The following is a 13,767-nucleotide window of genomic DNA, read 5'->3' as shown; positions in this document are numbered from 1 at the left end:
GGCCCGGTAGTCTTACAAACAGTTTTTCAAGCGGGAGTTCTTCCATGACTGTGAAAGTTGCCATCAACGGCTTCGGCCGTATCGGCCGCAACGTCTTGCGCGCCATCGTCGAGTCCGGCCGCACCGATATCGAGGTTGTCGCCATCAACGACCTCGGCCCGGTCGAGACCAATGCCCACCTGCTGCGTTACGATTCGATCCACGGCAAGTTCCCTGCCGATGTGAAGGTCGATGGCGACACGATCACCGTCGCCGGTGGCAAGCCGATCAAGGTCACGGCCATCAAGGACCCGGCAACGCTGCCGCATGGTGAGCTTGGTGTCGATATCGCGCTGGAATGCACCGGCATCTTCACCGCACGCGACAAGGCCGCTGCACACCTGACCGCCGGCGCCAAGCGCGTCATCGTCTCGGCTCCGGCTGATGGCGCTGACCTGACCGTCGTCTTCGGCGTCAACCACGACAAGCTGACCAAGGACCACCTGGTCATCTCCAACGCCTCCTGCACCACCAATTGCCTGGTGCCGGTGGTCAAGGTTCTGGACGATGCGATCGGCATCGATCATGGCTTCATGACCACGATCCACTCCTACACGGGTGACCAGCCGACGCTCGACACCATGCACAAGGACCTCTACCGCGCCCGTGCTGCTGCGTTGTCGATGATCCCGACCTCCACGGGCGCTGCCAAGGCCGTTGGCCTCGTGCTGCCGCACCTCAAGGGCAAGCTGGACGGCACCTCGATCCGCGTTCCCACGCCGAACGTTTCGGTTGTCGACTTCAAGTTCGTCGCCAAGAAGAACACCACGGTCGCCGAAGTCAACGAAGCGATCAAGGCTGCTTCGAACGGCGCGCTCAAGGGCATTCTGGGCTACACCGATGAGCCGCTCGTCAGCCGCGACTTCAACCACGACAGCCATTCGTCGATCTTCGCCCTCGACCAGACCAAGGTCCTCGAAGGCGATTTCGTGCGCATCCTGACCTGGTACGACAACGAGTGGGGCTTCTCCAACCGCATGGCCGACACCTCGGTCGCGCTTGGCAAGCTCATCTGAGCGGCGAAGTCAGACATAAAATAAGGCCGATGTAACAACATCAGCCTCGCATTGCTGAAGCCCTGGATCGAGTGATCCGGGGCTTTTTTATGCGGATCAGATGGCGGTCAGACGATCCGCCATCTCTTCCAGCGCGAGGTCATGCTTCGCCGCCAGCGTCTTGCCGAACTCGATCAGCCCGGCGATGTTGCCCTCGCTGGTGTCATCCAGCGCGTCGTTGACGCCGGCGAGCGGGGCGTCGAGCCTGAAGTATTTGAGCTTGCTGCGATTTTCCGTCGTGACAACAGTGGCGCCATCGGAAAAGGCCGGAGGATCGCGGTTCAGAAGTTTGTTCAACTGATAGGATGCCGTGCTGGCCTGGCCCTGCATGAAAACGGAGATGAGGGGCGTGTCGTTGCCGGGGTTGATCCAGCCGCCAGCGCCCCAATTCTTGGCCTGCTGGTACGGGATCTTGCGGCTGGCAGACCCAGTGCCGAGAGAAAGCAGGATGATGGTGTCGCCATTGTCGCGCCATCCCATCTTGTCACCTTCGACATAAGCCGCCATCGCGGGATCATTGGCGAAAACGCCGCCATCGATCATCGGGAATGTCGGGGTTTCTCCGCGGTTGCGGGCGGCGAGGTTATCGACCAGCGCCGGCTCGAAATAGGTCGGGGCGGCCGAGGACCCGCGCACCGCTTGCCAGAAGTAAAAACGTTCATTTTCCGGGTCGGCATTGGTGAGGAAAACGGCGCGGCGCGCATGGATGTCATAGCCGGTGATCAGCACCTTGGTCAGCGCGTCGCGGATTTCGGTGGTCTTGCCCAGCATTTCGATCAGGATCTTTTCCAGCGCTGCTGCATCGTAGTGCTCATCCAGCAAGCCGCCTATGTTGGCAAGCTTGCGAAACACGCTTTGGTCGAAGATTTCCTTGCCTCGGCGACGGTAGAGTTCCACCAGCGTCTTTGCATCCGCTGCAGGCTCCTTCGGATGCCTTGGCTGTGGGCAAGTCAAGCCAGCGGCAATGATGGCTCCGGTGGATGTGCCGGCGATCAGGTGAAAATAACGATGCAGCGGCAAGGTCTTCCCGCGCGCTTGAAGCTTGCCTTCCAGCACAGCCAGGATTGTCGCTGGAATGATGCCGCGGATACCGCCGCCGTCAATGGATAAAATGAACCTGCTCATCATGTCCTCCCCCTCTCGGTGAAGACAGGATCTGTTTAATCTCTAAAATTGTAAATGGCCGATGCGCTCGCTGGGAGGGAATATTTCAGAACGAGGCGTCAAAAAAACCGGCGGCGCGATGGCGCCGGCCGGTTTTGTCATGCGTAGGGTGGCAAGCTGTTAATTGGTGCTGAAAGCGGTCCGCAGCAGGTTCAACTGCGCCTGCACGCTGTTTTCATTGTCGGGAACGATGGCGGCATCGTTCGGCCGATAGATTTCGCGATCCAGCAGGGCGATACGGTTCTGCAGGCGCAGCGAACGTTCGACGAGGTCGCGGAAGGCTTCCGGCAGATCGTTCCAGCCGGGGGCGCCGCGGTCGACGTTGAAGCCGTCGAGACGGACCTTGCTCTTTTCAGAGAGAACCTGGTCGCGGCTCATTTCGCCGTTGTTGACGGCCCGCTGCAGCAGCAGCCACGATGCCATCTGCATCAACCGGGTGGTGAGGCGCATCGACTCGGCCGCGTAGAGCACGGACGCCATGCGCGGCAGGACCTTGGCGGCGGCACGACCGGGGCCATCGAGATAAGCCGCGGTTTCTTCAACCAGACCCATCCCCTCGGCATAGGTTGCCTTGAACTGCGCGGAGGCGGCGGCGCGGCCGGCAAAACTGATTGTGTTCAATCCCACTTCCGACATCGTTTCGTTTCCCTGTATTACGCATGACTTGAACGAAGTTGCGGCGTGAAGGTTCCAGAGAGGAGCCGCGCCGTCAATCTTTATGCTTGCACGATGCTACCAATATACCGAAACCGCAAGCCGATTCTTAAAGAAGGGTTAATTCCCACAGTTTTGCTCAATAGACCCTTAAAAACAAAAAAAGAGCCGCAAAAGCGGCTCTCAAGGTAAAACAGGGAGAAAAATCAGACCTATTCGCCGTGCGGTGAAACTGCCTGAATCCAGAAGCTCTGGATACTTTTATAATCCTCTCAGTAGCTTAATAGCTGGTTAATGAAACAGAAAAAATCAGTCGTTATTCGTTTCACAAAAGAACATTTTTGGAACGCCGGCGGATATACATCGCCATATTTCGCTGTTCACATTTTCGAGCGGAACATGTTTTCCGCGGCCTGGCGACCGGAATTTTTGCGCTCCACCTCTGCCTGAAGACGTTCGATCTCGTATTTTAGCAAAGTGATTCGCGCCTGGAGTTCATCGGCGGAGAGGAATGTGAGGTCGCTACCCAGTTCGTGAGTCGCTGGCTTCTTGGGCTTGTCTTCGTCGAAAAAGCTCATGGGACGATCCTTTACGTGGTGCTGTCTGGCGTTTCGTTTTCGCCGGGTTGGCCGCGAAGCGGCGCCGCCCGGGGATCAAGCCTCAGGCTTTCCGGCGTGCTGACGGGCGATCCTGCCACGGGAATGCTTGGTACATTGCCGCGGTGACCCGCCGGTATGGCCGCCCGGATCCTGGTGCGCCGCAGAGCGTATGCCGTCAGCGCGATATGGGCCAGTGCGGTCACTGCAAATAGTGCGTGAGGTCCGAGCGCCGTCATCACAGGTCCGCCAACGGTCGGGCCTATAATCGTGCCGATACCGAAGAGAAGCAGCAGTCCACCCGACACTTTGACGAAATCGTCGGCGGTGGCAAAGTCATTGGCATGGGCAACCGCGATTGGATAGAGCGCATTGGCCGCGGCGCCGTAGAGCACGACGAGGGCGATGACCAGGGGCGTGGCCTCTGGCTGCAACACCACCAGCAGAACGGCGGCGAGCGCGGCTATGGAGGACAGGGCGGCAAGCACGTAGCGCCTGTCGATGGCATCCGAGAACCGGCCTGCGGGGAACTGCATTATGGCCCCGGCAAAGATGGTGAGGCTCAGCATGACCGCGATTGTTCCACCGCTCATGCCCGCGCGGGCGCCGAACACCGCTCCGAGCGTGCCGTACGCGCCATTGGCGATGCCGATGAGCAATATGCCGACGCAGGATACCGGCGAGTTTCGGTAGAGACTTTTCAAATCCAGCTTCACCGATTTCAGCGGCTGCGGGGAGGCTGCGGTCGAAAGGGTGGTCGGCAGCATCGCGAGGCAATAGAAGATGCCACAGAGCATGAAGGGGATGGTGGTCATGCTGTCGGCAACCGGCAGCAGCATCTGTCCGGCCACGACGCCCATCAGGGTGATGGAGATATAGAAGGAGAAGATCGTGCCGCGACTTTCGTTGGTGGCGCGTTCATTCAGCCAGCTTTCCACAATCATGGATGTGCCGGCGGTGCAGAAGCCCGTCAGGACGCGTACGGCGACCCACCAGTACTGGTCGACGATGATGCCGGTGGACAGCGAGATGATGGCGATCACAGAGACGAAGCCAGAAAAAGCCCTGACATGGCCGATCCGCATCACGAGCTTCGGGGCAAAGAAGCAACCCATGACGAAGCCAGTGGCCCAGGTCGTGCCGAGAAGGCCGAGAACCTCGTTGGAATAGCCTTCTGCCGAGCCTCTGACTGGTAGGAGCAGGCCGTGCAAGCCATTTCCCAAAAACAGGAAGAGCGTGCCGGACAGGAGCGCCAGGACTGGCAGGAGGTTTCGTCTCATGATCTTGACTTCATTCGTGGCTGGCAAGGACGGCATGGATTGCGACGCGCGGCGAAACGAAATATTGCGCCGGCGAGTCCTAGGGTTTATCCGGTAATGCCGGTTTCGTGGCTCGTAATCTTGACCAGCTTATGACGGGCGGGGTTAACATCCGGAGAAGGACGTGTTCCGATGCTAGGAAAGGCCGTTGCCGGGTTTCTGATGCTGGCCATGCTGGTGCAGGTGATCAAGCCGTTCGGCGTTCCCGGCTTCTACAAGCGCAGCGACTTCTGGAAAATCGCGATCATCGCGTTCGTGATCTGGTCCGTGACGCTGCTGATCCGTCCGTAGTGTCGGCCATGCACGCACGAGGCGCATAAAGATCAAGCCCCGCGATGGCGGGACTTGGGATCGTGCTCAGGATATTCGCAGTTGAGATGCCGCCGAGGCCGTTCGCTCAGTGCTTGTTGACGCTTGCGCCGTAGATCTGGTCGATCGTGTCCGACAGGCTGGCATTGAATTCGGCATCGGTCATGCTGACGCGCAGGTTTTCTGCCAAGGCACGGGAGAAGCTTGCGATCATGCCGCGGTTGTGGCTCAGCTTTTCGCAGGCATCGACGGTCGAGTAGCCGCCGGAGAGCGCCACGACGCGCACCACGGACTTGTGGTCAACCAGGGGCGCATAGAAGTCGGCCACCGTCGGGATCGTCAGCTTCAGCATCACGGTTTCGCCAGACGGCAGCTTGTCGAGCTGGTTGACGATCTCATCGCGCAGGATGGCTTCTGCTTCCTGCTTGGTCGGGCTCTTGATGGAGACTTCCGGCTCGACGATCGGCATCAGGCCCTGGCCGATGATCTGGCGGGCCACTTCGAACTGTTGCTTGACCACGGCGGCGATGCCGGCCTTGTCGGCATTGGCGATGACCGAGCGCATCTTGGTGCCGAAAATGCCCTTTTCGCGGCCGCGAATGAGCAGGGGATCGAGATCCGGCATAGCCTTCATCAGCTGCACGCCGTTTTCTTCTGCCATCAGGCCCTTGTCGACCTTCAAGAAGGGTACAACGCCGCGCTTTTCCCAGAGATAGGAGGGAACAGGCTCGCCCTCCACGTCGCCATCCATGGTGCGCTCGAACAGGATCGCGCCGATCACCTTGTCGCCGGAAAAGGCAGGCGCGCTCATGATGCGCACGCGCATGGCATGCACCAGCTGGAACATCTCGTCATCGCCATTGTAGTCCGACTCGGAGATGCCATAGAGACGCAACGCTCCGGGTGTTGAACCACCGCTCTGATCCAGCGCCGCAATGAATCCCGGCGCCGATCTGATCTTGTCCAACATCTTCGCGTTCACCATGTCTCACTCCTATCGCTAAAATGGCGCGTTACGCGCTCATTGATCCCTGATTTGATGAACAATCGGCCTGTCGAATTGTTCAGCGCCCGCATTGAAAGCCACAAAAGTTTGCGGCGTTTCAACGTCTCCAAAGGGCTACCATGGGGCGATAACAGAAGTTTAATTCTAGGGAAACGTTCCCTTAAGTACTTGAAACGATTGAAATCATTTCAATCGTTTGAAATCTGTTAAATATTTTAAAGACAGTTAATGTGTGAGGGCCGGCACGTGGCCGGCCCTAGAGGATAGCTCAGGCGCTCTTGGCCAGCACGGCCACGCCCGGCAGTTCCTTGCCTTCCATCCATTCCAGGAAAGCACCGCCGGCCGTCGAGACATAGGAGAAGTCATCGGCAACGCCGGCATGATTCAAGGCGGATACCGTGTCACCGCCGCCGGCCACCGAGGTCAGCTTGCCCTCGACCGTGCGGGCTGCGGCATGCTTTGCCGCCGCCACGGTTGCGGTGTCGAAGGGCTCGATCTCGAATGCGCCGAGCGGGCCGTTCCAGACCAGTGTCGAGGCCTTGCTGATCCAGTCGTTGACGGCTTCGATGGACTTAGCGCCGACATCGAGCACCATGGCATCTGACGGGATCGACTGGATGTCGACGGTCTCATTGGCGGCGCCAGCCTTAAACTCGCGGGCTACCACGCCATCGACCGGCAGCACGATGGCGCAACCCGAGGCCTTGGCGGTTTCCATGATGGAGCGCGCGGTCTCGGCAAGGTCATGCTCGCACAGCGACTTGCCGACATCAATGCCCTGGGCGGCGATGAAGGTGTTGGCCATGCCGCCGCCGATGACCAGCGCGTCCACCTTCTTCACGAGGTTGGACAGGAGGTCGATCTTGGTCGAGACCTTTGCGCCACCGACGATGGCAACGACCGGACGGACGGGATTTCCGAGGCCCTTTTCCAGTGCTTCCAGCTCTGCCTGCATGGTGCGGCCGGCGTAGGAAGGCAGGAGATGGGCGAGGCCCTCGGTCGAGGCATGGGCGCGGTGGGCTGCCGAGAAGGCGTCATTGACATAGATGTCGCCGTTCTTGGCCAGTTCCGCCGTGAATTCGGGCGTGTTCTTTTCCTCGCCTTTGTGGAAACGGGTGTTTTCCAGCAGGAGGATATCGCCGTTCTGCATCTTGGCGATGGCATCTGCCGCGGCAGAGCCGATGCAATCCGTGGCAAAAGTCACATTCTGGTCGAGGACTTCCTCGACGGCCGGCGCGATCAGCGACAGCGATTGGTCCGCCACCGGCTCGCCCTTGGGCCGGCCAAAATGCGCGAGCAGGATGACCTTTGCACCCTTGTGCGACAGTTCCTTGATAGTCGGGGCAACGCGCTCGATGCGCGTGGTATCGCTGACCTTGCCGTCCGTCACGGGTACGTTGAGGTCCACGCGAACGAGGACGCGCTTGCCCGCGATGTCGGAGATGTCGTCGATTGTCTTGAAAGCCGGCATGGTTCCATCCGTCGGTTCGAAATGTTGAAGGGAGCTTCAGCTGTTCGCGCGGACATTACTACGCCTGACCTTTGATGCAAGGCGAGGGCGGCGGTATTTTAGGATGAAGCCGCGGCCCTTCGGCGGGCCCTGATACGGCGGATCGCATCACGCAGCGCATGCGCCATCTCTCTGATATTGAGGAAGATCGGCACTTTCGTTACCGGTTCCATGACCTCCATCGAGATACCGACGGCGGAGATCCTGCCGGTTTCGTCGGTATCGCGCACGATCAGGATCAGCTTGCCCAGCCGCACCCGGTCGGCATATTCGGCCCGCCCGCCAAGCCGGGACTCCATCAGTTCGGCCACCGTCTTGCCACGTTCGCTTTCCGAAATCAGGCCGGGACCATAGGCCGCATCCAGATCCTCGGCAGGACGTTGCGGTTGGATCGTGAACATGCCGAAAAATTCGCTATCATCCTTGGTCACCGCGGCGCGGCCGGCAAATAGCCGGTCGAGCAGGGGGGAGTATCCGGGAGCGATGAAGAGGTAGACCTGATCATTTTCCCGCAGGCGCCCGGCATATTGGTAGCGCATCGATTTGCCATCGCGGATGACCAGGGATGGCATGGCCCAGCGCGGGATGCGCTCGCCCGACAGGATGGGGCTTCCGGCAACGACACGGTAGGCCAGCAATTCGTGGTTGGCGGCACCGGGCAGGTCTAGTTCCACCTTATCGATCGCGCCGATGCGTGGCGGCACGATTAGCCCGAGCCGGCTAGCCATGGACTTGATGGTCCAACCCTGGACGATCAGGGAGATCATGACGACGATGAAGGCCGTGTTGAAATAGATGTGGCTGTTTTCGAGATTTCCGAGGATTGGCAGGATGCCGAGCAGGATGGAGACGGCGCCGCGCAGCCCGACCCAGGCGATGAAGCCGGTTTCCCGCTGCGTAAAGCTGAAGGGCAGAAGGCAGAGCCAGACCGCAATTGGCCTGGCGATGAACACCAGGAACAGGCCGAGCAGGATTGCGGGCAAGAGGATCTCCGGGAATTGCGAGGGGGTGGCGAGCAGCCCCAGCAGCAGGAACATGATGATCTGGGCAAGCCAGGTCATGCCATCCTGGAACCGGCGGATGGCCGAGCCCGCCGGCAGCTTGCGCGAACCGGCATAGATGCCGGCGACATAGACAGCGAGGAATCCACTGCCGCCGACGATACCGGTGAAGGCGAAGACCAGCAGCGCCAGCGCCAGCATGAAGATTGGTGCCAGGCCCGGCTCTATCCGCATACGCCTTAGAACCAGGACAATCAGGGCGCCACCCATCAAACCGAAGAGCAGGCCTAGGCCCATTTGCTCCACGAACAACAGGAGAAGATCGAGATTGAGGCCGGCATAGCCTTGTCCGGCTGAGATAACTTCGACAAGGGCAATGGTCAGGAAAATCGCCATGGGGTCGTTGGTGCCTGATTCCACCTCCAGCGTGGATCGCACCTGGTCGCGAATATTGATGCCGCCAATGCGCAGCAGGAAGAACACGGCCGCCGCATCGGTCGAGGCGAGGATCGCGCCGAGCAGCATGCCTTCTAAATAGGTGAGGCCAAGGATCAGGCTCGCCATCAGGCCGAACAGCAGCGTGGTGAGCAGCACCCCGACCGTGGCGAGCGTCAGGGACGGAGCGGCGGACATCCTGAAGGACTGCAGCGAGGTGCCGTATCCGGAATCAAACAGGATGACGGCCAGCGCAAGCGAGCCGACGATATAGGCCAGCGGGAAGTTCGAGAAATCGATGCCCAGGCCGTCGACGCCGGCGCCGAGCCCGATCAACAGGAACAGCAGCAGCAGCGGCGCGCCGAACCGAAAGGCGATCATGCTCGAAAAGGCAGCCAGAAGAACGAGGGCCGTGGCAATCAGCGTCACTGCGTAGAATTCGTGCAACCCTCTATCCTCTTCCGAACGATGCTGCCGTCACGCCTTCGGTGACAGCAAGTCGCGCAGCACCCATCCCCGCCCAGGCTTTTCGCCAGGGCGTTGGTCACTCACCCCCACGCGCGGCGGGGGGATTATGTTCAAGAAGTAACAGGTGCCGAACGGCATTTTCAGGATTGGCAGGCAATCATGATCAGAGTGGGGCGATGCGAGAAAAAGACGTCACTGGCAGCATCGCGACTGCGATTTTCGGAGGAACGGTTGTGTAGCGTCGCGCGTTCAAAGGTGGCACGAACTCACCCCGCAAAGGAGGATATCCGATGATCTCTGCAGAACAGATTCGCGAACATATGCCCGTCATGGCCGCCGATGGCGCCCAGGTCGGCACCGTCGATCACATGGACGGTGCCAGCCGCATCAAGCTGACCAAGACGGATTCGCCCGACGGCAAGCACCACCTCATCCCGCTCGCCTGGGTGGAGCGCATCGAAAGCCACGTGCATCTGGCGAAGAATGCGGATGAAGTCCGCAACGAATGGCAGTCGCTGAACTAAGTTCGGCGGCGCGGTTGCCATCCTCAAGGCTGCTGTTCAGTTCGCCTTGAGGATCGCCGCAGGGTAAACGTCCGTCAGGCCGCAGCGCTGCGGACGTTGGCGATGACGCCGATGAGGTCATTCACAATACGCTCGATCTGGCCGCGATCATCGCCTTCTGCCATGACGCGGATCAGCGGCTCGGTGCCCGATGGGCGGATCACCAGGCGACCATGCTTGGCCAATTCGCTTTCGGCATCGGCAATCGCCTGCTTGACGGCCGCATCCTCGAGCGGCTTGCCGCCGGAGAAACGCACATTGCGCAGCAATTGCGGCACTGGCTCGAAGCGTTTGCAGATTTCGCTGACCGGCTTGCCGGTTCGCTTGACGCGAGAGAGCACTTGTAGCGCAGCTACCAGGCCATCGCCTGTCGTTCCGAAGTCCGACAGCACGATATGGCCTGACTGTTCGCCACCCACATTGTAATTGTGCTGGCGCATGTGTTCGACGACATAGCGGTCGCCGACCTTGGTGCGGGCCAGGTTGAGGCCCTTGTCCGCGAGGAAACGTTCGAGGCCGAGATTGGACATCACGGTCGCAACGATACCGTCGCCCTTCAGGGTCTGGTCCGCAGCCCAGCTTTCCGCAATGACGGCCATTAGCTGGTCGCCGTCGATGATGGCGCCGTTCTCGTCGACGATTATGACGCGATCAGCGTCGCCATCCAGCGCGATGCCGATGTCGGCGCGCACCTCATGCACCTTCTTCTGCAACGCTGCCGGATGCGTGGAGCCGCATTCCAGGTTGATATTGGTACCATTAGGCTCAACGCCGATGGAGACGACATCGGCACCCAGCTCCCAGAGGGCGAGCGGCGCAACTTTGTAGGCGGCACCATTGGCACAGTCGATGGCAACGCGCAGGCCGTTCAGGGTAACATCCCGCGGCAATGTGCGCTTCACGAATTCGATGTAGCGATAGATATCGCCCTCGACGCGCTTGGCGCGGCCGATCTCTTCGGCGGGCGCGAGCTGCTTATAGATGTCCTGGTCAAGCAGTTCTTCGATCTGCAGTTCGATGGCATCCGAAAGCTTGTATCCATCAGGTCCGAAGAGCTTGATGCCGTTGTCCGCGAAGGGATTGTGCGACGCGGAGATCATCACGCCGATATCCGCGCGCAATGAGCGCGTCAGCATGGCCACGGCCGGCGTCGGAATGGGTCCCAGCAGAAAGACGTCCAGACCAGCGGCGGTAAAGCCGGCCACCAGGGCATTTTCCAGCATGTAACCGGAGAGGCGCGTATCCTTGCCAATGACCACGCGATGCCTGTGGTCTCCACGCCGGAAGATCGTGCCTACGGCTATGCCGACCCGCATGGCAAGGTCTGGCGTCATCGGGAAGACATTGGACTGACCACGGATACCATCCGTTCCGAAATACCGACGCGTCATTCGCTCTCCTGATGTTAGGCGGTCGCGAGGCTGCTTTTATCCGTCCGCTACAGGGAGGTCTGCGCCCGCATCCAGCAAAATTCGTCGCTGCTATCGCACAAATTTGCGGCTACAGCACGTAAAATACGGTCAAAATATAACATATCCCGTTACCAAAACGTAAGAAAGCCGCCCGTTGGTTAACGAGCGGCCCCCAAATTCAAGTGCTATGGCAGCTTAGTGTGGCTGGGGTTCCAGGCCACCTTCCGGCTCGCCACCCTTGGGCGCGTCCTTCTTGGTGCCGGCGCTTGGAACGGCGGAACCGCGGTTCGGCGGGCCGTCATCGCCCAGGTCGCGGGCCGGCTTTTCGCCGCGCAGGATCGCCTTGATCTCGTCGCCGCTCAGCGTTTCGTATTCCAGCAGGCCTTCGGCAATCGCGACGAAACCATCGTGGTTGTCCGTCAGGATCCGGGTTGCTTCGGTATAGGCTTCATCGATCAGACGACGCACTTCGTTGTCGATCTTCTGAGCGGTCGATTCCGACACGTTCTTCGATTGCGAAACGGAATGGCCGAGGAACACTTCCTGCTGGTTTTCGCCATAGGCGACGTGACCGAGCACATCGGAGAAGCCCCACTGGGTGACCATGGCACGGGCAAGCTTGGTGGCCTGCTCGATATCGGAGGCAGCACCCGAGGTGATGTTCTCCTTGCCGAAGGTCAGTTCTTCCGCGACGCGACCACCCATCATGATGACCAGACGCGAGACCATCCACTTGTAGCTCATGGAGTAGCGGTCGCCTTCCGGCAACTGCATGACCATGCCAAGCGCGCGGCCGCGCGGAATGATCGTCGCCTTGTGCAGCGGGTCAGCTACGGCAACCTTCAGCGCAGTGATTGCATGGCCGGCTTCGTGATAGGCGGTCAGCTTCTTCTCGGCTTCGGTCATGGCGGACGAGCGACGCTCCGCGCCCATCATGATCTTGTCCTTGGCGTCCTCGAATTCCTGCATGGTCACGACGCGCTTGTTGCGGCGGGCGGCCATGAGGGCAGCTTCGTTGACGAGGTTCATGAGGTCGGCACCGGAGAAGCCGGGCGTACCGCGGGCAAGAACCTTCAGATCAACATTCGGGGCCAGCGGCACGTTGCGGATATGCACCTTCAGGATGCGTTCGCGGCCGACAATGTCAGGATTCGGAACGACGACCTGGCGGTCGAAGCGGCCCGGACGCAGCAGTGCGGGATCGAGAACGTCAGGACGGTTGGTCGCGGCGATCAGGATGATGCCCTCGTTCGCCTCGAAGCCGTCCATCTCGACCAGCAGCTGGTTCAAGGTCTGTTCGCGCTCGTCATTGCCACCGCCGAGACCGGCGCCACGATGACGGCCGACGGCATCGATTTCGTCGATGAAGATGATGCAAGGCGCATTCTTCTTGGCCTGTTCGAACATGTCGCGGACGCGGCTTGCGCCAACGCCGACGAACATCTCAACGAAGTCGGAACCGGAGATGGTGAAGAAGGGCACGTTGGCTTCGCCGGCAACGGAGCGGGCGAGCAGCGTCTTACCAGTACCCGGAGGGCCGACCAGCAGAACGCCGCGCGGGATCTTGCCGCCGAGGCGCTGGAACTTCTGCGGATCGCGCAGGAATTCCACGATTTCTTCCAGGTCCTGCTTTGCCTCGTCGACACCCGCGACGTCTTCAAAGGTGACGCGGCCATGCGCTTCGGTCAGCAGCTTGGCCTTGGACTTGCCGAAGCCCATGGCGCCGCGCGAACCGCCCTGCATCTGGCGCATGAAAAACAGCCAGACGCCGAGGATCAGCAGCATCGGCAACAGCGTGCCGAGATAGCTCAGGAAGCCCGAGGAGCCGTCCGTTTCCGGGCGACCGACGATCATGACGTTCTTGGACTGCAGCCGTTCCAGCAGCGTCTCGTCGATGACGGGTGCATAGGTCTGGAAGGCAGTGCCGTTCTCGACATAGGTACCCAGGACGCGATTGCCCGTCACCGTCACGTCACGGACGCGGCCGGAGTCCACCTCGCGGATAAACTGCGAATACGGGATCTCGCGCGAGCTCGTCTGCGAAGGCGTCGTCTGGAACATGCTGAACAACGCGATCAACAGCAGGGCGATGATCGCCCACAGCGCGAAATTTCGGAAATTTGGGTTCATTGAACTCCCCGGAAATATAGGCAGCCACCGATGCGGCTACAGCTTTGTCAGGTAACATAGGTTCCCACTACGGCCTTGCCAAGGCAAACCGTCAGTTTCGTGGTGT

12 protein-coding genes are annotated in these 13,767 nt (G+C 60.2%); 3 read left to right on the top strand and 9 right to left on the bottom strand.

Annotation, left to right across the window (positions count from 1 at the left end):
* The first annotated feature begins 44 nt into the window (after positions 1–44).
* Positions 45–1,055, top strand: coding sequence for a type I glyceraldehyde-3-phosphate dehydrogenase (gap, locus tag B9A97_RS00895; RefSeq protein ID WP_084363093.1), 1,011 nt, complete (start codon positions 45–47; stop codon positions 1,053–1,055).
* Between the two features lie 96 nt (positions 1,056–1,151).
* Here gap and B9A97_RS00890 read toward each other — a convergent pair whose 3' ends face one another.
* From B9A97_RS00890 to B9A97_RS00875, 4 genes are all read right to left on the bottom strand, one after another.
* Positions 1,152–2,222 (bottom strand): patatin-like phospholipase family protein, encoded by a 1,071-nt coding sequence (locus B9A97_RS00890; RefSeq protein ID WP_244564073.1) that lies wholly within the window; start codon positions 2,220–2,222, stop codon positions 1,152–1,154.
* A 156-nt stretch (positions 2,223–2,378) separates the two neighbouring features.
* On the bottom strand, positions 2,379–2,894 hold the full coding sequence (locus tag B9A97_RS00885; RefSeq protein ID WP_084363091.1) for a protease adaptor protein RcdA: 516 nt from the start codon (positions 2,892–2,894) through the stop codon (positions 2,379–2,381).
* Positions 2,895–3,292: 398 nt separating this feature from the next.
* Positions 3,293–3,490, bottom strand: a complete 198-nt coding sequence (locus tag B9A97_RS00880; RefSeq protein WP_084363090.1) for a DUF1192 domain-containing protein — start codon at positions 3,488–3,490, stop codon at positions 3,293–3,295.
* Between the two features lie 11 nt (positions 3,491–3,501).
* Complete coding sequence (locus B9A97_RS00875; RefSeq protein WP_084363089.1) at positions 3,502–4,788, bottom strand: MFS transporter; 1,287 nt, start codon at positions 4,786–4,788, stop codon at positions 3,502–3,504.
* 171 nt (positions 4,789–4,959) lie between these two features.
* Here B9A97_RS00875 and B9A97_RS29675 point away from each other — a divergent pair, with 171 nt between their 5' ends.
* On the top strand, positions 4,960–5,118 hold the full coding sequence (locus B9A97_RS29675) for a hypothetical protein (protein ID WP_179145184.1): 159 nt from the start codon (positions 4,960–4,962) through the stop codon (positions 5,116–5,118).
* 106 nt (positions 5,119–5,224) lie between these two features.
* Here B9A97_RS29675 and B9A97_RS00870 read toward each other — a convergent pair whose 3' ends face one another.
* The 3 genes from B9A97_RS00870 to B9A97_RS00860 all read right to left on the bottom strand — a co-directional run bounded on the left by B9A97_RS00870 (position 5,225) and on the right by B9A97_RS00860 (position 9,535).
* Entirely contained in the window at positions 5,225–6,121 is an 897-nt protein-coding gene (locus tag B9A97_RS00870; RefSeq protein WP_084363088.1) for a fructose bisphosphate aldolase, read from the bottom strand.
* 289 nt (positions 6,122–6,410) lie between these two features.
* Entirely contained in the window at positions 6,411–7,613 is a 1,203-nt protein-coding gene (locus B9A97_RS00865; protein WP_084363087.1) for a phosphoglycerate kinase, read from the bottom strand.
* Between the two features lie 98 nt (positions 7,614–7,711).
* Positions 7,712–9,535: a potassium/proton antiporter gene (locus tag B9A97_RS00860; protein ID WP_084363086.1), complete on the bottom strand. Its 1,824-nt coding sequence runs from the start codon at positions 9,533–9,535 to the stop codon at positions 7,712–7,714.
* Between the two features lie 311 nt (positions 9,536–9,846).
* Between B9A97_RS00860 and B9A97_RS00855 the strand changes: the two genes are divergently transcribed.
* On the top strand, positions 9,847–10,080 hold the full coding sequence (locus B9A97_RS00855; protein WP_084363085.1) for a DUF2171 domain-containing protein: 234 nt from the start codon (positions 9,847–9,849) through the stop codon (positions 10,078–10,080).
* A gap of 74 nt (positions 10,081–10,154) precedes the next feature.
* On the opposite strand, the gene glmM is transcribed toward B9A97_RS00855, so the two are convergent.
* Positions 10,155–11,510: a phosphoglucosamine mutase gene (gene glmM, locus B9A97_RS00850; protein ID WP_084363084.1), complete on the bottom strand. Its 1,356-nt coding sequence runs from the start codon at positions 11,508–11,510 to the stop codon at positions 10,155–10,157.
* 216 nt (positions 11,511–11,726) lie between these two features.
* Positions 11,727–13,661, bottom strand: coding sequence for an ATP-dependent zinc metalloprotease FtsH (ftsH, locus tag B9A97_RS00845; protein WP_084363083.1), 1,935 nt, complete (start codon positions 13,659–13,661; stop codon positions 11,727–11,729).
* Between the last annotated feature and the right edge of the window lie 106 nt (positions 13,662–13,767).

It is taken from the genome of Rhizobium sp. RU36D (assembly GCF_900176345.1).
GTDB lineage: Bacteria > Pseudomonadota > Alphaproteobacteria > Rhizobiales > Rhizobiaceae > Allorhizobium.
The sequence above is the reverse complement of the archived record's forward strand: the minus strand, read 5'-3'. Positions and strand labels throughout refer to the sequence as shown.

Coding starts and splice junctions, on each gene's coding strand:
- gap (WP_084363093.1), top strand. CDS start 45: ATGACTGTGAAAGTTGCCATCAACGGCTTCGGCCGTATCGGCCGCAAC.
- B9A97_RS00890 (WP_244564073.1), bottom strand. CDS start 2,222: ATGATGAGCAGGTTCATTTTATCCATTGACGGCGGCGGTATCCGCGGC.
- B9A97_RS00885 (WP_084363091.1), bottom strand. CDS start 2,894: ATGTCGGAAGTGGGATTGAACACAATCAGTTTTGCCGGCCGCGCCGCC.
- B9A97_RS00880 (WP_084363090.1), bottom strand. CDS start 3,490: ATGAGCTTTTTCGACGAAGACAAGCCCAAGAAGCCAGCGACTCACGAA.
- B9A97_RS00875 (WP_084363089.1), bottom strand. CDS start 4,788: ATGAGACGAAACCTCCTGCCAGTCCTGGCGCTCCTGTCCGGCACGCTC.
- B9A97_RS29675 (WP_179145184.1), top strand. CDS start 4,960: ATGCTAGGAAAGGCCGTTGCCGGGTTTCTGATGCTGGCCATGCTGGTG.
- B9A97_RS00870 (WP_084363088.1), bottom strand. CDS start 6,121: ATGGTGAACGCGAAGATGTTGGACAAGATCAGATCGGCGCCGGGATTC.
- B9A97_RS00865 (WP_084363087.1), bottom strand. CDS start 7,613: ATGCCGGCTTTCAAGACAATCGACGACATCTCCGACATCGCGGGCAAG.
- B9A97_RS00855 (WP_084363085.1), top strand. CDS start 9,847: ATGATCTCTGCAGAACAGATTCGCGAACATATGCCCGTCATGGCCGCC.
- glmM (WP_084363084.1), bottom strand. CDS start 11,510: ATGACGCGTCGGTATTTCGGAACGGATGGTATCCGTGGTCAGTCCAAT.
- ftsH (WP_084363083.1), bottom strand. CDS start 13,661: ATGAACCCAAATTTCCGAAATTTCGCGCTGTGGGCGATCATCGCCCTG.